General features: G+C 69.8%; 17 protein-coding genes and 3 pseudogenes. 6 read left to right on the top strand and 14 right to left on the bottom strand.

The features are described from left to right. Positions 1-272: 272 nt before the first annotated feature. Together ACZ7L6_RS42305 and ACZ7L6_RS42300 are read right to left on the bottom strand one after the other, a co-directional pair. On the bottom strand, positions 273-1,613 hold the full coding sequence (locus tag ACZ7L6_RS42305) for a cytochrome P450 (RefSeq protein ID WP_471933675.1): 1,341 nt from the start codon (positions 1,611-1,613) through the stop codon (positions 273-275). A gap of 331 nt (positions 1,614-1,944) precedes the next feature. Beyond that, positions 1,945-2,367 carry a hypothetical protein gene (locus tag ACZ7L6_RS42300; protein WP_471933673.1) on the bottom strand — a complete coding sequence of 141 codons (423 nt, stop codon included), beginning with the start codon at positions 2,365-2,367 and terminating at the stop codon, positions 1,945-1,947. A 316-nt stretch (positions 2,368-2,683) separates the two neighbouring features. Between ACZ7L6_RS42300 and ACZ7L6_RS42295 the strand changes: the two genes are divergently transcribed. Both ACZ7L6_RS42295 and ACZ7L6_RS42290 read left to right on the top strand, forming a co-directional pair. Next, the gene (locus ACZ7L6_RS42295; protein WP_471933671.1) at positions 2,684-3,835 is read left to right on the top strand and encodes a sensor histidine kinase; all 1,152 of its coding nucleotides are present in this window, start codon (positions 2,684-2,686) and stop codon (positions 3,833-3,835) included. Next, positions 3,832-4,488: a response regulator gene (locus ACZ7L6_RS42290; protein WP_471933669.1), complete on the top strand. Its 657-nt coding sequence runs from the start codon at positions 3,832-3,834 to the stop codon at positions 4,486-4,488. Before ACZ7L6_RS42295 ends, ACZ7L6_RS42290 begins: the two co-directional genes overlap by 4 nt. Positions 4,489-4,674: 186 nt before the next feature. On the opposite strand, the gene ACZ7L6_RS42285 is transcribed toward ACZ7L6_RS42290, so the two are convergent. From ACZ7L6_RS42285 to ACZ7L6_RS42270, 4 genes are all read right to left on the bottom strand, one after another. Further along, positions 4,675-5,730: a zinc-dependent alcohol dehydrogenase gene (locus tag ACZ7L6_RS42285; protein ID WP_471933667.1), complete on the bottom strand. Its 1,056-nt coding sequence runs from the start codon at positions 5,728-5,730 to the stop codon at positions 4,675-4,677. Between the two features lie 899 nt (positions 5,731-6,629). Then, complete coding sequence (locus ACZ7L6_RS42280) at positions 6,630-7,523, bottom strand: proline iminopeptidase-family hydrolase (protein ID WP_471933665.1); 894 nt, start codon at positions 7,521-7,523, stop codon at positions 6,630-6,632. 253 nt (positions 7,524-7,776) lie between these two features. Further along, positions 7,777-8,469 (bottom strand): lysophospholipid acyltransferase family protein, encoded by a 693-nt coding sequence (locus ACZ7L6_RS42275; RefSeq protein ID WP_471933663.1) that lies wholly within the window; start codon positions 8,467-8,469, stop codon positions 7,777-7,779. 149 nt (positions 8,470-8,618) lie between these two features. Then, positions 8,619-8,831 carry a hypothetical protein gene (locus ACZ7L6_RS42270; RefSeq protein ID WP_471933661.1) on the bottom strand — a complete coding sequence of 71 codons (213 nt, stop codon included), beginning with the start codon at positions 8,829-8,831 and terminating at the stop codon, positions 8,619-8,621. A 207-nt stretch (positions 8,832-9,038) separates the two neighbouring features. Between ACZ7L6_RS42270 and ACZ7L6_RS42265 the strand changes: the two are divergent. The 3 genes and pseudogenes from ACZ7L6_RS42265 to ACZ7L6_RS42255 all read left to right on the top strand — a co-directional run. Next, positions 9,039-9,297: pseudogene (locus ACZ7L6_RS42265) on the top strand (imelysin family protein); the annotation flags it as partial. Between the two features lie 54 nt (positions 9,298-9,351). Next, positions 9,352-9,891, top strand: a complete 540-nt coding sequence (locus ACZ7L6_RS42260) for a GNAT family N-acetyltransferase (protein ID WP_471933681.1) — start codon at positions 9,352-9,354, stop codon at positions 9,889-9,891. 401 nt (positions 9,892-10,292) lie between these two features. After that, a pseudogene (locus tag ACZ7L6_RS42255) lies at positions 10,293-10,886 on the top strand (dihydroxy-acid dehydratase); the annotation flags it as partial. Positions 10,887-11,017: 131 nt separating this feature from the next. Here ACZ7L6_RS42255 and ACZ7L6_RS42250 read toward each other — a convergent pair. From ACZ7L6_RS42250 to ACZ7L6_RS42235, 4 genes and pseudogenes are all read right to left on the bottom strand, one after another. Then, the gene (locus ACZ7L6_RS42250) at positions 11,018-11,512 is read right to left on the bottom strand and encodes a peptidylprolyl isomerase (RefSeq protein WP_471933659.1); all 495 of its coding nucleotides are present in this window, start codon (positions 11,510-11,512) and stop codon (positions 11,018-11,020) included. Between the two features lie 310 nt (positions 11,513-11,822). Continuing rightward, positions 11,823-12,504, bottom strand: a pseudogene (locus ACZ7L6_RS42245) (GAF and ANTAR domain-containing protein). A 379-nt stretch (positions 12,505-12,883) separates the two neighbouring features. After that, positions 12,884-14,029 carry an RNA polymerase sigma factor gene (locus ACZ7L6_RS42240; protein ID WP_471933657.1) on the bottom strand — a complete coding sequence of 382 codons (1,146 nt, stop codon included), beginning with the start codon at positions 14,027-14,029 and terminating at the stop codon, positions 12,884-12,886. Then, a complete protein-coding gene (locus tag ACZ7L6_RS42235; protein WP_471933655.1) occupies positions 14,022-14,444 on the bottom strand; it encodes a YciI family protein in 423 nt (140 codons plus the stop codon). The genes ACZ7L6_RS42240 and ACZ7L6_RS42235 overlap by 8 nt, the downstream gene beginning before the upstream one ends. Positions 14,445-14,744: 300 nt before the next feature. Between ACZ7L6_RS42235 and ACZ7L6_RS42230 the strand changes: the two genes are divergently transcribed. Further along, positions 14,745-15,485: a class I SAM-dependent methyltransferase gene (locus ACZ7L6_RS42230; protein ID WP_471933653.1), complete on the top strand. Its 741-nt coding sequence runs from the start codon at positions 14,745-14,747 to the stop codon at positions 15,483-15,485. A 73-nt stretch (positions 15,486-15,558) separates the two neighbouring features. Here the strand turns inward: ACZ7L6_RS42230 and ACZ7L6_RS42225 are convergent, their stop codons facing one another. The 4 genes from ACZ7L6_RS42225 to ACZ7L6_RS42210 all read right to left on the bottom strand — a co-directional run bounded on the left by ACZ7L6_RS42225 (position 15,559) and on the right by ACZ7L6_RS42210 (position 20,659). Next, a complete protein-coding gene (locus ACZ7L6_RS42225) occupies positions 15,559-16,845 on the bottom strand; it encodes a DUF5933 domain-containing protein (RefSeq protein WP_471933651.1) in 1,287 nt (428 codons plus the stop codon). Positions 16,846-17,260: 415 nt separating this feature from the next. Beyond that, positions 17,261-17,536 (bottom strand): hypothetical protein, encoded by a 276-nt coding sequence (locus ACZ7L6_RS42220; protein WP_471933649.1) that lies wholly within the window; start codon positions 17,534-17,536, stop codon positions 17,261-17,263. A 217-nt stretch (positions 17,537-17,753) separates the two neighbouring features. Then, the gene (locus ACZ7L6_RS42215) at positions 17,754-19,472 is read right to left on the bottom strand and encodes an ATP-binding cassette domain-containing protein (protein ID WP_471933647.1); all 1,719 of its coding nucleotides are present in this window, start codon (positions 19,470-19,472) and stop codon (positions 17,754-17,756) included. Next, positions 19,469-20,659, bottom strand: coding sequence for a P-loop NTPase family protein (locus ACZ7L6_RS42210; protein WP_471933645.1), 1,191 nt, complete (start codon positions 20,657-20,659; stop codon positions 19,469-19,471). The genes ACZ7L6_RS42215 and ACZ7L6_RS42210 overlap by 4 nt, the downstream gene beginning before the upstream one ends. Positions 20,660-20,842 lie beyond the last annotated feature (183 nt).

Below are 20,842 nucleotides of genomic sequence, written 5' to 3'. Positions count from 1 at the left end.
GCTGGACTGGTACAACTACCACCGACCCCACACCGGCATCGGCGGCCACACCCCAGCCAGCCGCGTCACCAACCTGTCCGGTCAGCACACCTAGGCCGCCGGCTCTGTCTGCCGTGGGTTCTTCCAGGCCTTCCGAAGCTCTCATCGCGAAGGCACCTCTCGTGAGGCCGCGTTGGGTGCGCGGCACGGTCCGGGTGAAAGCTGTAGTAAACGCTTTCTGGGCTAGAGATGTTGTACGCGGCGACGCAGGGCAGGTCAATACCGGCGCCGTGTCACCTCGGGAAACCGGGTGCCCACTCCAAGGTCGCGGGCGTGGCGCCGTCGGGGCGGACGGTGATGCCGTACTGCGCGCTCGTGGGGGTGGAGGAGAAGGTCACGGTGTGGGCCGGCAGCAGGTGTTCGAGGAGGACGGTCGACTCGCGGAGCGCGAACTGCAGCCCCAGGCAGGCGCGGGGGCCGATGCCGAACGGGAGGTAGGCGCCCGGATGGGCGGGACGGCCGCCCGGGGTGAGGAAGCGCCGAGGGTCGAAGCGCTCCGGATCCGGCCACAGCTGCGGATCGCGGTGGGTGAGGTACGGGCAGACCAGGATGTCGGTGCCCGCTTCGACGGTGTGGCCGGCGAGGGTGTCGTCCTCGGCGGCGTGGCGGGGCAGGAGCCAGGCCGACGGGTAGAGCCGGAGCGTCTCGTGGATCAGCGCCTGGATGGCCTGGCGGCGTTGCGCCGAACCTTGGTCGCCGGCGGCCAGCGCTTGATCGCGTGCGTCCGGGTTCCGGTCGAGCAGCAGGTAGAGCCAGGTCAGGGTGGTGGCGGTGGTCTCGTGCCCGGCCGCGAGCAAGGTGACCAACTCGTCGCGGATCAGCTGGTCGGTGTACTCGGGGCGCTCGGCGGCGGCGTCGGTCAGGACGTGCAGCAGGCCCGGACCGTCGGGCCCGGCCGCCCCGCTGCGGGCGGCCTCGATGGCGCGCCGGGCGACCGCGTCGATGCGGGCGAGATCGGCGGCCACGGCGCCCCGGGCCTCGTCGGCATCGGCGGGCAGCGTGGGCAGAGCGGCCCCCACGGCCTCCATGGCCTCCAACTCGTGCGCCGTCGCGTCGTCCAGGGGATGCCCGGTGAGAGAACGCCAGATCGCGTCGAGGGCGAAGCGGTGCATCTCCCGCCCGACGTCGAAGGTCTGCCCGGTACGGGCGTACGCCTCCCAGCGTCTGGCGGTGGTCCGCGCCGCCTCGGTGATCCGCTGTTCGTAGCGGCGCATCCCGGTGCCGGTGAACTGCCCCTGCAGCAGGCGGCGTTGTCGCTGCCACGCCTCGCCGGTGGCGGCCATGACGCCGTCGCCGATCAGCAGACGGGCGCGGTGGGAGCGCTTGACGTACCGCTCCGGCCGGCGGGCGAGGACGTGCTGGACCGCCTGTGGACCGGTGACGAGGACGGTGAAGGCCGGCCCGAGGCGGAACCCGGCGACGCCGCCGAGCTGCTCGCGCACCTGCGAGAGCAGCTCGACGAACTCACCTCCCGCCGCCCGCCATCGCTTGACGAGTTCGGGATCGGCTGTGGGGACCGGTCGCTCGGTTCCGGGAACGTGCGGGGGAGAATCGAGGCTGGCTTCAGCGTCCATGTTCCGAACTGTAGGCGTGCGTGCACCAGTTGGCGGCGGCTCGTCAGGGGGCTGTCACTCTCGTGAGTGGGGGGATCCCGGGTGGTCGACAGCGGGGTGCATCGTCCGGCGACTTGAAGAAGCCGTGGTGGCCCGGGCCGTACACGCCGTTGGCATTGGCCCGCCCCGACGACCTGACCTTCGTGTGAGGGACGAGGACAACGCCCGCACGGCCTCGTGCCCGGAAGGCACGGACACGTGCGGGCGTCCCCTGGAGGAAGGGGCTCTTAAGGCACGGCCTGTGATCAGGTGGTCCCAGCCCCAGCCCAGCCCCTCATGGAGCCTCAGGTCTTCAGTAGTCGATCAAGCCCGAGGCGCGGCTCGTTCCAGCGAACTGCAGGAAGAACTTGGTGCCGTTCTCCACGTTCTTGGCAGCCAGCCCCCACCGGCCGCCCTGCAGCGTCCGCCAGCTGTTGCAGCTCCAGCCGGATCCCTGCTTGAAGCAGGTCCTGACACTGCGGTCCGCGTCCAGCTTCAGGTTGATGTCCAGACACCGGGTGGTGGTGGTCGCGTAGGTTCCCCTGGCGGGCCAGTACGCGGGGTCATTGGGGCCGGTCCCCGGCCAACTGGTGAAACGCGGCGCGCTTTGCGTGCAGGCTCGCGCCGCGCCGACGGGTGTGTCCGAAGCAGCGGCCGGTCCTGCCGTCGCGGCGATCACGCCGCTTCCGAGCAGCACGGCAGATGCCGTCAGCGATACGATCTTGTGCTTTCGCACGGTGTTCCCCCTGTCTCATCACGGGTGGTGCGGTCAGCACAGGAAGCTACGGACACGGCTGCTGTTCCCGCGTCCCACGGACGTATGACCTTCCGATCCAACCGAAGCGTCAGCGGGTAAACCGCGACGGTACTCGGTGGTGGATCATCCAACGAGCGCGGTATCGGCGCGGGACTGCGAGAGTGATGCCCCAGTTCTCCCGGACGGCCGCCCGACCAGGTGTGGGGCCATGCGGTGTGCACACGAGACCCTGCAACTTCCGTGGTACCGCGGGAGTTTGACGCCCATCCGCCAGGGCGGGCCGTACGCTGCTGCGATGCGGATCCGCCCCCTCGCAGTCGACGCGCTGATCGCGGCGGCGCTCACCGGTGTGGCCCTGCTGCTGGGACCGGAGGCCGCGCGCCAGGGGCAGAATCCGCTCGACGCGACCGCCTATGCGCTGGTGGTCCTGGTCCACCTGCCGCTCGTGCTCCGCGGCCGGGCCCCTGTCCTGGTGTGCTGCCTGGTGCACGCGACGTGGCTGGTCTACATCACCGCCGGCTACTGGGCCGTGGTGTGCAGCTTCGGCCCCATGCTCGCCGTCTACACCGTCGCCTCCCTGCGGGTGCTTCGCGTCTCCGTTCCCTGCGCCGCGCTGATGGGCGGGGTCTGGATCTATGCGGGCGCGGTGAGCCACACCGACTCCTGGCCGTCGGTCGTCGGTCAGGCCGTGGTCTATCCGGCGGTGCTGTGGCGGTTCGGCGTCGTCGCCCGCCGCTCGGCCGAGCTGACCCGGCAACTGCGCCGGGAACAGGCCGAACGCGCCCGGCGCGAAGTGGCCGAGGAACGCGGCCGTATCGCCCGCGAACTGCACGACGTGGTCGCCCACCACATGTCCGTGATCTCCGTGCAGACCGGCCTCGCCCGGTTCGTCTTCGACACCGACCGCGAGACCGCCCGGACCGCACTCGACACCATCGACGCCACCGGCAAGGAGGCCCTCGAAGAGCTGCGCCGCATGCTCACGGTGCTGCGCGCCGCCGCCGACGACGCCCCGGCCGGCCCGATGCCGGGTCTGGCCCGCCTCGACGAGATGGCCGCACGCGTGCGCACCGGCGGTGTCCCGGTGGCCCTGACCGTCGAGGGCACCCCGCGCCCGCTCGCCCCTGGAGTGGAACTGTGCGCCTACCGGGTCGTGCAGGAGGCCCTCACCAACGTCCTGAAACACGCGCCCGGCGCGAGTGCGGAAGTACGGCTGAGGTATGAGCCGCATCACGTCACTGTTTCGGTCACGGACGACGGACAGGGGGTGATTCCGGACAGAGTACGCAGCGACGCCGGGCATGGCTTGCTGGGCATGCGCGAGCGGGCCAAGCTCTACGGCGGGCAGATCAGCATCGGCCCGCAGGAGCAAGGCGGCTTCGCCGTGCGGCTGACCCTGCCGACCTCCGCGCGGGCCGCAGGGCAGGGGGACGACGCCACCACATGACCACCGTGCTCGTCGTGGACGACCAGTTCCTCATCCGGGCCGGACTGGTGGGACTCCTGCGCGCCGCACCCGGCATCGACGTGGTCGGCGAGGCCTGCGACGGCGCCGAGGCCGTAGCGCTGGCCGCCGAGACCGCGCCCCAGGTCATCCTGATGGACATCCGGATGCCCGGCATGAACGGCATCGAGGCCACCGAACGCATCCTCGCCCAGGCCACCGAGCCCCCGCCCCGGATCCTGGTGCTGACCACCTTCGACCTCGACGAGTACGTGTACGGAGCGCTGCGCGCCGGAGCCTCCGGGTTTCTCCTCAAGGACTCCGGCCCCGAACGACTGCTCGCCGCGGTGGCTGCGGTCGCCGGCGGTGACGCACTCTTCGCGCCCAGCGTCACCCGTCGCCTGGTCGAGGCGTACGCCCGCCAGACCGCCGACGAACAGCCCGCGGACCTGGACGCGTTGACCTCCCGTGAGCTGGAGGTCCTGAAGCTGATCGCACGCGGCCTGTCCAATCCGGAGATCGCCGACCGCCTCTACATCAGCGAAGCGACCGTCAAGACCCACCTCAACCGCACGATGACCAAGCTGGACCTGGACAGCAGGGCACAGGCCGTGGTGGTGGCGTACGAATCAGGCCTCGTCACCCCGGGCGGATAGCCGCCGGCTCCTGCACCGTCGAGCACCGTGTCGCTCGTCACCCGCACGAGGCCGCCCACGTTGCAATGGGCGCCGAAATCCGCTTCGTGCCGCGTGGAGAACGCCTCTACCGTGACGCGATGACGCCTCACGTGATCATTCCCAACGGCGGCACCGCCGCCGCCCACGTCAAGTGATCGCGGACAGTCACCAGGAGGACAACCGGTCTCTCCGTTGTGGAACAGAGTGATCGGAGCGGGGGTTCACATGGATCTTCGGCCCGGGTCCGGCGCCCTTCGGACGCTCACCGGCGAGCACCGCACCGACCTCCTCCAGGCCCACGGTGGCTGCGACCAGAGGCCTGGGATCGACCGCTGCGGACGCGTAGGTCCGGATGGTGGCGTCCAGGCCGGGAGAGGCAGACAGGACGCCCACGGCTGTCACGTCCTTCAATGCGAGGGCGCGGGTGTCGATCCTGCTGGGACGGCCGGCCAGCCCGATGTACACGACGCGGCCGGCCGGTTCGACCAACTCCAGGGCCTTCTCGGGCAGATGGGCTGCGTTCGAGGCGTCGACGACCGCGTCGAAGGGCAGGTCCGGAAGAGAGCGCTCGTCCCACACGTGCTCGAAGCCCAGGGCACGGGCGAACGCGGGGGAGTTCTCGGCACGGTCCAGCAGGTGCACCTCCGCGTCCGCCGCCCGCAGGAACATGGCGACCAGCAGGCCGATGGTCCCGGGTCCCAGGACGAGAACACGGTCCCCGGAGCGGGTCGCGGCCGCCCGCGCCGCGCGCAGGGCGTTGCCACCGGGCTCCACGAGCGCGCCGAGCTCGGCGTCGACCGAGTCGGGCAGGGCGTGCAAGGAGGATGCGGGGACCGCGAGTTGCTCCGCCAGGGCCCCGGCCCGCCCTCCGCGGATCCCGACCTCCTGCCGCTTCTCGCACACGTGCTGATGGCCACGATGACAGCGACGGCAGTTGCCGCAGCCGAGCATCGTGTCTCCCATGACGCGTCGGCCGATCCACCCCGGGTCGACGCCGTCACCGACCGCCGCCACCCGCCCGGCCCACTCATGACCCGGCCGCATCGGATACGCGGAGTGCCCTTGGTGCAGGTAGGCCATGGCGCCGGTGAAGAACTCCACATCTGTGCCGCACACGCCGACCCGCTCGACATCGACGACGACTTCACCGGGCGCGGCCACCGGCGCCGGAAGCTCCTGGACTTCGTACGCACCGGGGCCGGTCAGCACGAACGCGCGCATCACCTGGCTCACTCGGCTTCGGCAGGGCCGCATCAGCGATCACCGGCCAGGGAAGCCGGCGGGGTCCGGTCGGCGGGCGCGCTGACGCTCACGGCACCGGAGAGAAGCGTGGGTGAGGTCGGATTGATGGGCAGGGGGAGGTAGTTGACCCCCGTCTCGTTCTCCTGCTCGTCGACGTCATGTCCCCTCTCACGGGTGGCCGTCGGAATCACGGTGCAGGGCGGAGCCCGTACACAGGGAACGTGCCGTACGACGTGTCGGCCGCGAGTTGCCGATCCACGCCTCGCCGATCCACGCCTCGCCCTCCTTCACGGTGCCCAGCCGCGGGCCAAGCGGAACCTTGCTGACGCCGGTGGTGTGGGCGGGGTTGCGCCTGCCGATGCCTGACGTCGGCCAGACCGCATCAGGGGACGCGCCTGGTAGCGCAGCAGCACGCCCGGCACGCTGCCGCAGTGCCGCGGCGAGTTCCTCGTCGCGCAGTGGAGCCGGGGCCTCGGTGGTGCGGCTGGTGCGGCTGATGCGCTCGGGGCCGCGTCGGGCTCGGTGCAGACGGTGCCGTACGTGTCCGGTAGGGCGCCGCTCAGGTCGGTCACCAGCCGCGGTTCGTCAACCGTGCCGCGGGAAATCCTGTTTGAGCTGGTCAGTTGGCTGCGATCAGCTCGGAAGTGGCCGCTGGCCGCGGCAAGCTGCCCGCCTTGCAGTGCGAGTGGGTGCGTGCCAGCCGGTGGACGCCTGCGGGGATCGTGAACTTGGGTACTTGGTCGATCCGTTGGTCGGCACCGGTACCGCCCCGATCAGCATGCTGACCCACGGCTTTGCGGGCCTTGGCGACTGCCCGCCTCGGCACGACAATCCTCCTGCCCCGCGCCCGGTTCGACGAAGAGCGAGGTGCGCCGCGTTCAGTGGCGTCCTGAATCAGCCGTTTCCACCCTGCTGAGAAAAGCCTCCAGGACCTGGCGGTAGATTCTCGGCTCCTCGGCCGAGGGCAGGTGGGCGCTCTGCTCGAATACGACCCACTGTGCGCCCGGGATGCCGTCGGCGATCGGACGGACCGTGGCGGCAGTGGCCACGTCGTGGCGCCCGGATGTGACAAGGACGGGCACGTCCAGTTGGCCGAGGCGGGAGGTGACGTCCCAGTCCTTGAGGTTGCCGGTGATGTTCCACTCCGGGCCCCACAGCGTGGTGTACACATCCTCGCGCCAGTCCGCGAACGTGCGCAGGAGGTGATCCGGCCATGAATCCAGACGGCAGAGCCACCGCCGGTAGAACTCCATGGTGGCTTCCTGGTACTCGGGTTCGTCGGTCCTGCCGTCCGCCTCGTGCCGGTCGATGACGTCCCGCACCTCGGCGGGGAGGGACTCCTTCAGCCGCCGTGTCTCGGCCTGGTAGGCGGGGGCGCTCGCGATGGGGCCGGCCAGGACGAGACTCCGCAGGCCGGACGGCTGCCCCAGCGCGTACTCGAGGGCCACCTGGCTGCCCCAGGAATGGCCGAGGAGGTGCACCTCGTCGAGCTTGAGGTGCTCCCGCAGCACGGTGACCTCCTCGACGAACGTGTCCATGACCCAGAGTGCGGGATCGTCCGGGCGGTCGGATCTGCCGGTGCCGATCTGGTCGTAGAAGACGACCGGCCTGCCGCTCTCGACGACGAGTTCCGCGAGGTCCTGCAGGTAGTCGTGGGAGCAGCCGGGTCCCCCGTTGATCACCAGGAGGGCGAGCTTTCCGGTGCGGTGGGGCTCGCCGACGATCTGGTACCACGTTCGGTACGCACGGAAAGGGATGGTTCCCTCCCTCACACCCATGGCGCACCTCCCAGGTGACAGCGCCGCGGTCCCGCTGTAAGGCCGGACAATCTCACAGTATTCGCCCTGCCGATCGTGTTCTGTGGTTGACACCCGGCCCACTTCTGGGATCGCGGATACGCGGGCGCCGTGACGGAATCGCCGTGAGCCGGGCAGCGCGCCGGCTGCCGGTGCGACGCACGTCGCGCTGTACGCGAACCTGGCCATGGACGCCTTCCGGACCCGATCGCACCCAGGCCGGTGGACCTCAGCCTCGCCGCCCCGCCGCCTGTCCGGCCTTCACGTCGGCGGCGTACCGGTCCACGTACTCCTGGCCTGACAGCTGCAAGATCGCGTACATGATCTCGTCGGTCACGGCCCGCAGCACCGTCTTCTCGTGCGCCATCCCCGCAAAGCGAGAGAAGTCCAGCGGTTTCCCGAAACGGATCCTGACCGGCGGGGGTACCGGCAGGACACGTCCCGAAGGGCGGAGCTGGAACGTCCCCACCATCGCGCACGGAATGACCGGAACCTGCGCGGCCAGCGCCATCACCGCCACCCCGACCTTGCCTTTGTACAGCCGGCCGTCGGGGGAACGCGTGCCTTCCGGGTAGATCGCGAGCAGTTCTCCCTTCGCCAGCACCCTCAGTCCGTTCCGGAGCGCCGCCTGTCCCGCGGCCCTGCCCGACCTGTCCACCGAAATCTGCCCGGCGCTGCGGAGTACGAGCGCGGTCAGTCGGCCCCTGAAGCCCGGCGCGGTGAAGTACTCCGCCTTGGCCAGGAACGTGATGCGCCGCTTCAGCACCGCGGGCATGAGAAGAGGATCCGCGAAGGACATGTGATTCCCGGCGACGATCGCCGCGCCCTCTGTCGGTACATCTGCGAGCCCCTCGACCCGCGGCCGGAACAGCAGCCGCAGCAACGGCCCCAAAAGGATGTACTTGAGGACGTAATAGAACACGACGGCTCTCCACTGCTGAATCAGGTGCTGTGGTCAGCCCACGCGGCCGCTCGCCTACGCGTCGTAGTCCAGTCCGCCCGGCCCGCGATCGTCGTCCGAGTCGTCGGCCTCGCGGGCGACGTCGTCACCGGCCACCTCATGGCGCTGAGTCATCGGGCGCAGCCGACGTCCAGGACTTCGACGACGTCACCATGCCGGGTATACACAAGCCAGCACCATTCACCGAACGCCGCGGCCAGGTTCGGGACTTCTGGTGTCGAGTCCGCGGCCACGGCTTTGATGAGCGCGATGACCTCCTCGTGCACTTCGTCCGGGATCTCGAACAGGGCGTTCGCGGCCCGTTGGATCATTTCGACTCTCATTTCGCCCCTCCGTGGACGGCAGGAGCAGCAGGGCATGTTGTCGGTTCCGCCCAGGTTTGGACGGCTATGACCAGAGCCCCCGACCACAATAGATCCACCCTCCCGTCCACGCTGCTGCCCCTGGCGGGGGAGGGCAAGGTGAACTGGCTCCAGCAGCTGCATGATCACGACGTCGCCGCGCAGCCCGTCGAACGTTGCCCGCTGGAGCAGAAGATCACCGAAGCGGACAAGTCCCTCGCCGACCAGCTGATCACCGATCTGAAGTTCTGGCAGGAGCGCGTCGGCAAGGCCGAGATCACCACCACGAGCATGGCCAACGGGGCCAAGGAGCTCCTCGACGAGGTCGCCACCGGCAAGGTCATCGGCGAGGAGGAGCCGTTACAGCCACACCGACCTGGTCGACTTCCACGCCAACGTCGAGTGCGCCCAGAAGTCCTACGAGCTGCTGAAGCCGATCGCCGCCGAGGGCCCGGAGCCGGCTACCCGCCCGGGCCTCCTGAGGCACCTCTACGATCTCCGCATGAGCGCCCCGAGCCCGGCCGGCCAACAACTGCAGACGTCTCGACTGTCATTGCGGCGTCCGACCGAAGCCGACATCGACGCGATCTTCGAGATCCACCGGGACCCCGAAACCTGCCTGCACAACCCCTCCGACACACTCACCCGGCTCGACGAGGCCGGCGAACTGTATCGCCGCTGGGACGACCAGTGGCAGCGGTGCGGATACGGGTACTGGGTCGTCCGAGGCCACGGCTCCGCCCGGCCACTGGGCTTCTGCGGGATCAAGCCCATGGAACTGCACGGCATGAAGGTCCTCAACCTCTTCTACCGCTTCGCCACCTCGGCCTGGGGCCACGGTTACGCCAGCGAAGCCGCAGGGGAGGTCACCGCCTGGGCATCCCGCCACGTTCCCGACCTCCCACTGATCGCCCGCGTCCGGCCGGCCAACATCGCCTCGCAACGCGTGGCGGTGCGCGCCGGCTTGTCCCGGGCAGCGCACCTCGACGGACCCGGATACGACGGCCTCGACTGGATCTACGCAGTAAGGCTGCCGAACTGAGCAGACCCCGAACGGCGCGCGCCGCCTCCCTCGAGATGTTGTGCTTGGCGGCGAGGTCGACGAGGAACACGTACGGTGCGACGAACCCGTGCAGTGTCGCGGGAACCGTCTCGCGCGGCCTCGGCCGGCTGGGTCTCCTGCTGCTCCGTCTGCTACGCCGCTGCTGGGCGCGGCTCTGGGCGGGTTCCCGCTTCACGGCGCTGTGCCGGGAGCAGAGGGTTCGGTCCCACCTGCGTTCGAGACGCCGGCACCGCCATTCCGGCGGCCTCCGACGTTCACCGCCGCGTTGATGTCCGGGTCCAGACGGCACCGCACGTCCCGCAGGTCCACGTGCGGACGTGCGGGGGCTTTGCGCCGTCCTTCACGCCCCATTGCGAGCAGAGCTGGGCAAGCCGTACCGAATGCGCGGCAACCTCGCACCCGACGGAGCTCTCATCAAACCGGCGGCAGCCTCACCCCACCTGCTGCGCCACCGCGGCCGGGCCGTCGTCTTCGACTCCATCGAGGACTTCCACGCCCGCATCGACGACCCAGGGCTCGACGTCGACGCCGACTCGGTCCTGGTTCTGCGCGGCTGCGGCCCCAAGGGCTACCCGGGCATGCCCGAGGTCTCGAACATGCCCCTGCCGAAGAAGCTCCTCGCCCAGGGCGTGCGCGACATGGTCCGCGTCTGCGACGGCCGGATGAGCGGTACGGCGTACGGCACCGTCGTACTGCACGTGGCCCCCGAGGCCGCGGCCGGAGGCCCCCTGGCGCTGGTGCGGTCCGGGGACTTCATCACCCTGGACGTCGAGGCCCGCCGTATCGACGTCGACGTACCCGCCGACGAGCTGGCCCGCAGACAACCCGGCGAGGCCACGGTCACCGCCCACGCCAACCCCCGGCGCGGCTGGGAGCGCCTCTACGTCGACCACGTCCTCCAGGCCGACACCGGCGCCGACCTCGACTTCCTCATCGGGTCCAGCGGTTCGGAGGTGAGCCGCGAGTCGCACTGACCACGACAGCCGCCCTGTCGCCGCCGAACCCTGCTCGTCGGAAAAGGCGCAGGTCCACCGGGCGAGCGCATCGCTCGCCCGGTGGACCTGCCGCATGGCTGCGGCGAGGCAGCCAGGCATGGTGGAAACCGTCAGGCGACGACGCCGCAGTCCTCGACGACGATCTTCTTGCTCGTCGTGCCCGAGCGGCTGCCCAGGGCCTCGATCGCCTTGACGACGTCCTCGCCCTCGACGACCTCGCCGAAGACGACGTGCTTGCCGTCCAGCCACGGCGTCACGACGGTGGTGATGAAGAACTGCGAGCCGTTGGTGCCCGGGCCCGCGTTGGCCATGCTGAGCAGGAACGGCCTGTCGTGCTTCAGCTGGAAGTTCTCGTCGGCGAACGTCTCACCGTAGATGCTCTTGCCGCCGGTGCCGTTGCCGTTGGTGAAGTCACCGCCCTGCAGCATGAACTCCGGGATGACCCGGTGGAAGGGCGAACCCTTGTATCCGAACCCGTGCTGACCGGTCGCCAGCTCACGGAAATTGCGTGCGGTCTTGGGTACCACGTCGTCGAACAGCCGGAAGACGATGCGGCCGAGGTCCTCGCCATTGGCCGAGACCTTGAAAAACACGTTGTCACTCATGGCGAAGATTCTGCACAACTGTAGCGGCCAGGTCGAACAGGCCCGGGCGTGGCGGGCTCCGGCCGGGCATCGAGCGGACCTGGTGGGCGGGCATCGTGCGGGACCTGGTGGGCCCGGGGCCGCCCGCGGCGTGGTCCCCTGATGGCGGACCGGGTCGGTGGCCAGAACGCCGGGCCGCGCAGCTGCGTGAAAGCCGCGTGGCGGGGGACTTGGCGTTCAGGCCGGGCTCAGTGGCGTACCCCTTGGGGACTGACCCGGCCAGGCTCCTCTGGTTCAGACCACGAGCCGGGGGAGCCGCCCGTGTGGTGGGTCATGCCAGGCTGCCGCGCTCGCAGACCAGGCGGGCGACCTCGCGGAGTTTGATGTTGTGCTCCTGCGAATGGCGGCGCAGTACGTCCCACGCCTGCTCTTCGGTGAGGTGGTGGCTGTCCATGAGGATGCCCATGGCCTCGCCGATCAGGTGGCGGGTGGCGACGGCGTGTTCCATCTGGGCGTGGGTGCGGGCGCTGGAGAAGGCGACCGCGGCATGGGAGGCGAGCAGCCAGCTCGCCGGCCTCGGTGAAGGCGCCCGGCTTGCGGGAGTAGAGGTTCAGCGCGCCGAGCTCTTCGTCCTCGGTGTACAGCAGGAAACCCATCATGCTGCCCACACCCAGCTCGTGGGCTCGGGGAGCGTAGGCGGGCCAGCGTGGCTGCTCCCGGGTGAAGTCCGCGACGCGGAAGACCCGCTCCCTCTCCTTGGTACGGGCGGCTTCGAAGCACGGCCCCTCGCCGAGCCGCTCCTGCAGCCGGTCGCTGTCGACGACCAGGTCGTGGGTGGGCGCCAGCGTCTGCACCTGGTTGCCGTGCAGCACCAGAATTCCGGCCGCTTCACAGCCCTCCACCAGCTCTATGGCCGAGCCCGTGATCCGCTCCAGGGTGGCATCGACCGACTCCTGCGCCAGAAGGTCCCGCGCCATCGACGCCATCTGCTGCGCGAACCGAGCCCACTCCATCGCATCCACCACCTCTCGGCCCGCCCCGGCCGGACCGCCTACCCAGCATTCCACGCAGGACTCTGCGAGTGGGGACGGGCTCCGGTCGACGGGGTGCGAAGCAGGATCGCCGTCGGCGTCATCGGACCGCCATGCCCAAGCACAGCCCGGCTCGATCTCGGCATCAGCGATGACGACCAGCCGTAGCCGGGACGCGCCGACCACTGGGGTCCAGGCGCTCGGTGAGAGCGTCACCAGGGCGTTTCTGGCCGCGAAGCGCGAATCTGCTCACGGACGTCTGCCCGACCGGAACGGTGCAGGAGCGCTACGTGGTGAGCCCGCTGTTGCCGTGCCGTGCCCTGCCATGCCGTGCCCTGGATCGGGCCGGCTCCACGTCCTGTCAGCGCCCCCGGCGCGAGTTGAGCCGGGCGGCCTGGCGTGTCAGGTAGTCGCGCTCGGCCAGGTTGGACGCCTTTCGGGCCGCCTCGGCGTACAGGCGTGCCGCCCTGGTCAGATCGCCGTCGCGTTCGTGGAGGTACGCCGCCACCGCCGCGTGGCGGGGGAGTGAGTCGTCCAGTGCCGCGAGTTCCGCCAGCCCGGCGCGGGGCCCGTCGGCCTCGCCGACCGCCACCGCGCGGTTGAGCCGGACGACCGGGCTGTCGGTCAGGTGCAGCAGCTCGTCGTACCACTCGACGATCTGCACCCAGTCCGTCTCCTCGGCGGTGGGCGCGTCGGCGTGGAGTGCCGCGATGGCGGCCTGGGCCTGGAACTCGCCGAGCCGGTCGCGGGCGAGGGCCGCCTGCAGGATGGCGACGCCCTCGGCGATCATCGTGGTGTCCCACCGGCCGCGGTCCTGCTCGGCGAGCGGCACCAGGCTGCCGTCGGACGCGGTCCGGGCGGCCCGCCGGGCGTGGTGCAGCAGCATGAGGGCGAGCAGCCCCGCCACCTCGGGGTGGTCGATCGCGGCCGCCAGCTGCCGGGTGAGCCGGATGGCCTCGGCGGCGAGGTCGACGTCGCCGGAGTAGCCCTCGTTGAAGACCAGGTAGAGGACGCGGAGCACGGTGGCGACGTCGCCGGGCTGGTCGAACCGCACACCGGAGACGGTGCGCTTGGCCCGGCTGATGCGCTGCGCCATGGTCGCCTCGGGCACCAGGTAGGCCTGGGCGATCTGGCGGGTGGTGAGCCCGCCCACCGCGCGCAGGGTGAGCGCGACCGCGGACGACGGTGTCAGCGACGCATGGGCGCACAGGAAGTAGAGCTGGAGCGTGTCGTCCACGCAGGCCGCGGGGCCGGGGGCCGGCTCCTCCTCCACGAGGTCCTCACGCCGACGGCGGGCGGCGTCCGCCCGGGCCTGGTCGAGGAACTTGCGCCAGGCCACGGTGACCAGCCAGCCCTTCGCATCCCGCGGCGGGTCGGCCGGCCAGACGCGCAGCGCCTCGACCAGCGCGTCCTGTACGGCGTCCTCGGCCGCCGCGAAGTCGGCTCCGCGGCGGACGAGGACGGTGAGCACACCCGGCGTGAGGCTTCTGAGCAGCGCCTCATCCACCGGCGTGGCAGTCCGTGACGGTCGGCGACGCAGCGAGGAACGGGCGCAGCTCCAGCCACTCGTGGATCGGCTTCCCGCCCGCCCCGGGCGCGGCCGACAGCTCCCCGGCCAGCTCGACGGCGCGCTCGTAGCTGTCGACGTCGATCACCATCCAGCCGGCGATGAGGTCCTTGGTCTCGGCGAACGGGCCGTCGGTGACCGGCGGGCGGCCCTCACCGTCGTACCGGACCCAGGCCCCCTCGGGGGCGAGCGCCTGACCGTCGACGAACTCGCCGGTCTTCTCGAGCCGGGCGGCGAAGTCCTGCATGTACTGCACGTGCGCCGAGATCTCCTCCGGCGTCCACTGGTCCATGGGCACGTCGTTCACCGCAGCCGGAGCGCCACGGTAGTGCTTCAGCAGCAAGTACTTGGCCATCGTGCTTCTCCTAGGTACTGGTGCGACCCATTGTGGTCGCGTTCACCCCTGGGACGGAGCCGGCCACGAGTTCTCGACATCGCCGTCCGATTTTTTGGGCTGACTTTTTGGGTCGATTTTTTGGGCTGCCCCGAACACCCACTCGTACGGGAGACCGGGACCATGCCCGGATCTTCGTCGCTTCTGCCAGTACGGCGGTTCGCCGGGGGGCCGGAAGACTGCCTGCCAGAGGCCGCGGCGTGCCCCGGAGCAGGGGGGTCGCGGCGGAGGACGTGACGAAGCACAGGGGAGGACGACACGATGAGCGTGCAGCAGTACGACCAGATCGGTGAGGCGTTCGAGGGCTTCAAGTCCCTGCCGTTGACGCGGTATGCGGAGGTGCCCGGATTCCTGGCCATGGTCGGGGACGTGCGCGGCAAGGCGGTTCTCGACCTCGCCTCCGGCACCGGTTTCTACAGCAGGGAGTTCAAGCGGCGCGGCGCCACAGACGTGCTCGGCATCGACATCTCAGGCGAAATGGTCGCCGCCGCCCGGGAGTTGGAGGAGCGCGACCCGCTGGGTGTGCGCTACGAGGTGGGCGACGTGTCCGAACTGCGGCCGCTTGGGCGGCGTTTCGATGTCGCCATAGGGGTCCAGCTGCTCAACTACGCGCGGGACATCGCCGACATGGAGCGGATGTGCCGTAACGTGCACCGGAGCCTGGCGCCCGGCGCCGAGTTCTTCGTGCTCGCCCAGTCACCCGACTACCGCCCCGACGTGCCGTCCCTGGAGAAGTACGGCTTCCGCTGCGAGCCGACCGGTGAGGAGAGCGAGACCGGACCGCGCTTCCGGGTCACGGCGCTGCTCGACCCGCCGATCAGCATCAACGCCGCCGCCCCGCGCCGCGAGGTCTACGAGAAGTCTCTGCGGGCGGCCGGATTCACCGAGCTGACCTGGGTTCCGCTGGAGGTGTCCGACGCCGGCGTGCGCGAGTACGGCGCCGACTTCTGGGCGGACTTCCGCGCCAACCCCCCGCTGGAGATGCTGCGCTGCCGCGCCTGACGACCGACCGGGTGCGCCGCCCGTGGCCGAGGGGACCGCGACGGTCTCGCCGGGGCCACGGGCGTACGCACACTCATGTGACGGGTTCGGGCTGCGGTTCCGGTTGCAGGGCCGGTGCGGCCTTCGGTTCCCACATATTGGTGATCCGCACGTAGCTGTAGATCACCGAGGCCATCGCCAGAACGAGAAGGGGACCGAACACCCATGGATGTCCGGCCATCTCCACCGGCAGGAAGCGATATGACACCAGGAGAGCGGCGAAGACCGTTGCGCCGTAGCCGACCAGCTGAATTCCTGACCGATCCCAGCCGCGTTCCTGCGAGCGCAGCGCCGCATCGATCGTGAGCACGAACACCACGCCGGCAATGAGATCCACGCCGTAGTGGTACCCGAATCCCAGCGTTGCGCCGAGCGTGGCGATGAGCCAGAACGTGCCGGCGAACCGCAGAACCCGCGGGCCCTTGCGGGTGTGAATGAAGATCGCCGTGGCCCATGCCGTGTGCAGGCTGGGCATGCAGTTGCGTGGGGTGATCTCGTCGAACGGAATCGGGTGCGGGGCAGCGATCGGCGGCGCCGTCTCCGGCCAGACATTGGCCGCTGCCCAGTGTCCGCCGTCGCTGCCGTAGGCGAAGATCGGTCCGACCACGGGGAAGATCATGTAGATGGCCGGGCCGAGGAGGCCGATCACCAGAAAGGTGCGCACCAGATGGTGGCCCGGGAAGCGGCGCTCGACCGCCACGTTGCGCAGCTGGTACAGCGCGACGACGACCGCGGCCACCGCGAGCTGAACGTAGACATAGTCGAGAACATGGGCGCCGATCGGACCGGTGGCCCTGACCATCCGGCCCACCAGCCACGACGGGTTGCCCAGCGCCTGATCGGCGGTCGCCACGTACGGGTCGAGTACGGTCGGGCGGGTCTTCGCGGTGATGAGCAGCCAGGTGTCGCCGGTCTTGCGGCCGGCCACCAGCAGCAGCGCCAACCCGACGCCCTTCAGCAGCAGGACCCGCTCCGGGCCGGTGCGGCGTGTGACAGCGACGACCGCACAGCCCAGAATCACCCACAACGCGCCGTTGCCGAAAGGGTGCCCCTCGGTCACCTTGATGTCGGCCGCCCACCGCACCAGCAGGAAGATGACGTCGATACCGATCGCGGCACCAGCGGCGATGAACCGTTGCCGCCGGGTGAGCACCACCATCATCAGCGCCATACTGGCGTACAGCAGAAAGCCTGATTTAGGAGGGAATATCGCCTCTCGCGCCTGCAAAGTGATCGGCCCCTGCAGGTCGTAGCGGCGCGCGGCGACCTCCAGCGCGACGAGGAACCCGAGGGTCGTCACACCCGCCGTCGCCCACAGCATCGCCCGTGGTTGACGCCCGGCGAACGGTATTCTGCTCTTTATTCGCGAAAGCACCCGCGATGATATAGGTATCAATTGTTTGGCCGATTTGTTAGTTGTTAGCTACATAGCTCACTCCTCGTGCCAAATGGCATGGTTTTCCGGTGTAAGCCGGGCGATGAGGGCACTCGTCGTGAGGCCGATCATGTTATCGGAGCGGTGCAAGTGGCTTTTTGCTGGTCACGCGGTGCGACGCCGCACCGGTGGGCACCGATGGCCTCACGGGTTTGCTCAGTGGCTGCGGACGGTGCACAAGGCCGTCAACCGGTAGCCCGGGCAGGCAGCTTGACGTCCCCGCAGCACGCAGGTCGGCGCCGGCCGTCGAAGCAGGGCGAAGCCCTGCGCACAGCCGATGCCGTTATGTCAGGGTTTGATCCTATGTGTGGCGCATGACCTGGTAGATCGCCTCCGAAACCGGCGCAGGGTGAGGCGTGTTGTGCCAGCCGATCTCCTGCGCACGCTGCACGATGGCTCGGCGGGCGGCTGCCGCGGCTGCTTCGTCCTCGAAGAACGCTACGGACAACCCATTGCCCGTGGCCGGGTCGACGAGATGGTACGCCCCGAGGACGCCGGGAACCCCGGCTGCCGCGTCCAGCACCCAGTCCCGATCGTCATCCGGCATCGGCTCCCACACCGCTACTCGCGCGATCATGCTTCCTCCTCCGTGGCGTAACGAGGGCCTGTCGGCGGGTCTGTTGGTCGCCGAGGTTCTCCACGAGGCCGCGGAGCCGCTCTGCCCTCCCCGGAGGTGCCTGGTGTCGGCACACGGCGCCTGTGAGCCCGCCGGCTTGCGCGGAGATCCGGCCCACCTGAAACATCTCCATTTCACAGCCGGCAGGCAACACAGCTCGCAAGGTCACACGCGAGTGTCAATCCCTTTCCGGCTCCATGCCGGGCCGCACGGGCTCTTTGGTCCGCCGCACCGGCTCATGGACCGTCAGCCTGCCGTCCTCGATTCGCCAGAGCACATCCGCGCGCGCCGCGAGTTCGGGCTCGTCGGTGACGTAGATGATCGTGCCCGGATACCGTTCGAACAGCCGCTCCATCAGATCGGCGCCGAGCGGTCCTTCCGACCTGGCCTCGTCCAGCAGCAGGACCCGGGGACCGCTGGCCAGCGCCCGCACCATCGCCACCTGGTAGCGCACGGCCATGGAAAGGCCGTGTCCGCCTTCGCCCACCCGGGTGCGCAGACCGTGCGGCAGCAACTCGGCCAAGGCCTGTATGTGTTCCTCGGCCGCCCGCTCGGCCGCGCCCGGTCGTTCACCGAGCCGCAGGTTCGTGCCCACGCTGCCGCGCAGCAAGGGAAGTTCGGGGCTGGTCAGCCTGATCGCCCGCCGTACCGATTCGGGGTCGTGCCGGGCGAGGTCCTGGCCGTCCAGCAGCACGGCGCCCGCGTCCGGGTTCTGCAGGCGTGCGATGAGGCGAAGCAGCAGCGACTTTCCCGAACCCGGTGGTCCCTGGAGCACAATCCGTTGCCCGGGCCGCGCGACGGCCGACGCGTCCAGGACACCCTTCACGCGCAGCCCCGCGAGTTCCAGCAGTCCGGGCCCGTCCGCGAGCGGTTCGGCTCTGCCCGCTCTGCCCAGCCTCGCCGGCGCCGAGAGGACCTCGGCGATGCGCCGCCGCGCGACGCGTGAGTGCTGCCAGTGCTCCTGCACGCGCACCAGCGACGACAGGGGCCCACCTAGGAAGTTGGCCACCGTCAGCAGCGAGGCGAGGGTCTCCCAGGTGGTGCCCGTCACCAGCCCCACACTGACCACGATCAGCAGGATCCCGATGCCGCACGCCTCGGCCGTCGCCGACATCGCTCCGGTGAGACGGGCCTGGCACACCATGGCGCGACCGTAGTCACGGCTGCGCCGTCGCATGACCTGGCGCTCCTGCTCGACCCGCCCGAGGGACTGCATGACGGCGGCGTGCGCGACCCTTTCGTTGACGAAGGCGGCGAGCCTGCCGTTGTGCCGCCTGGTCTCGCGTACGCGTTCGCGCAGCCGCCGCCCGAACAACGCGACGGTGGCCGCGGCGAGGAGGATCATCGCCGCCGAGAGCGCGCCGATGCCCGGCGCGATGACGGTCAGTATGACCAGCGCACACGTCACGAACACCCCGTCCACCAGAAGCGGTGCCACGCCCTTGCTGATCCACAGCCGGAGGGCGGAGGCATCACCGGTGAAGCGGAGCACGGTCACGCCGACCGTGCGCCGGAACGGTCCCCCTCCGTCGCTTCCGGCGACATGGTCGAAAAGACGCATTCTGACGCTGTGCACGTAGCTCTGGGCCAGCCGCTCCGCGAGCGGCTCACCCGCGGCCCTGAGCAGCACCGTCGCGCAGGCCGACATGACGAGTCCGACGGCCAGAGTGGTGGGCGCGTAACCGGCGACGTGCGTGTAGATGGCGCTGCGGTTGTGGTCGGACGCGATCTCCCCGCCGTGCGTGACGCGGTAGGCCGCGCCATGCACCAGGAGGGCGAAGCCGACCACGCAGACCGCCTGCCCGAAACCGGCGAGCACCAGCAGCAGCATCAGCCGGCGCCGCACACCACCGAGTGTGTGCGGCATCCGGATGCGGTGCCGCCTCGCCGCGGTCACGCCACTGTTTCCGCCGTCAGCGGGCCGCTGTACTCCGACAGCCGACTGTGCTCCTGCGGCAGCCCGCTGTGGTCCGTCAGTTGACTGCCGACCTCCGACAGCCCACTGCCGTCCGCTACGAGGGCGCCGCCCGTGACGGTGCCCGAGAGCAATTGATGGGCGACGGACGGTTCGGCCATGGCGGCCGCTTCGTACACCGGGATGTCCACGCCGGTCACCGCTTCGGCCACGGCCAGCGGAGACGACGTCAGCACCCCGCTCAGGGCCACGACGGGAAGTCCCTCCTCCCGCAGCAGCCGTACGCCCGCCACCGCGCTGACCGAATCACCGGCCGCGAACACGATGGCGTCGACGCTGGCGCGGAATTCCGGCGTCCGCATCAGTGCCGCCGTCTCCCTTTGCAGGATCCCGTCCGCGACTTCCAGCACGATGGCCTCTGCCTGGTGACTCGTCAGATCCGTGACAGCGCTGCGCAGAATACGGATCACCTGCGGCATCGGCTGCTGGTAGGTGCTGGGGAAGCCCAGATCGGTGAAGTCGATGACCCGCGACGCGCCCGCGTCGGCCATCAGCGTCGGATCCCCGGGCGCACCGGTTCCGGTCACCTTGGCCGCGCCGACCCGGCGGCCGGCCAGGCTGAGGCCGCGGATGAGGGCGGCGGCCACGGTCGTCTTGCCCGCGTTCATCGATGTGCCGAGTACGGCGATGGTGCGCGGGCGGGGAGCGAGAGCGGGCACCACCGGCCGGGCCAGGCGGGCAAGGTCGATGACTTCGCCGTGCTCGTCGGTCAGCCGGCCCAGCGGCTCCACCCGGGTGGGGGACTTCATCCTGGCGTGGGAGGACAGGACCCGCCCCGCTATGCCGCCTCCGGCGACCAGGTCACAGGGTCCGAGGTCGTCCGGCACCACGGCCTCGAACTGATCCGGGGCGTAGCGAGCGCCGTAGGCGACGACGATCCTGTCGCCGACGAACAGCCGGTTGCGCTTTCCGTGTACCTGCCCGAGGAATTTGTGCTGGCCGATTCCGGTCACCTGGCACAGCACCAGTTCGCCCGCCCGCGGAGGCTTGTCCTCCCGGCTCAGCCCCAGGGGTCTGGTGCTTCCGTAGCCGAGCTCGACAAGGCGGCGAGCCGTATAGGAAACCTTCGCCACCTCATCGGCGGAGGCATTGAACCGCACGCACTGCATCGATTTCTCCTTACCCCGTCGTCCCGCGGAGCACCAGCATCCGCCGCGTTCGCACACTGCGCACTCCGACTACCGGCATCCGCCGCAATCTGGAACTCCTGACGGATGACGACTCGCTGGAACGGGTTCAGGCTGTCCGGCCGTACACCGACGACTTGGACGGAAGAACGCACAGCCGGGTCC

Source organism: Streptomyces sp. NPDC107522 (assembly GCF_055657525.1).
The sequence above is the reverse complement of the archived record's forward strand: the minus strand, read 5'-3'. Positions and strand labels throughout refer to the sequence as shown.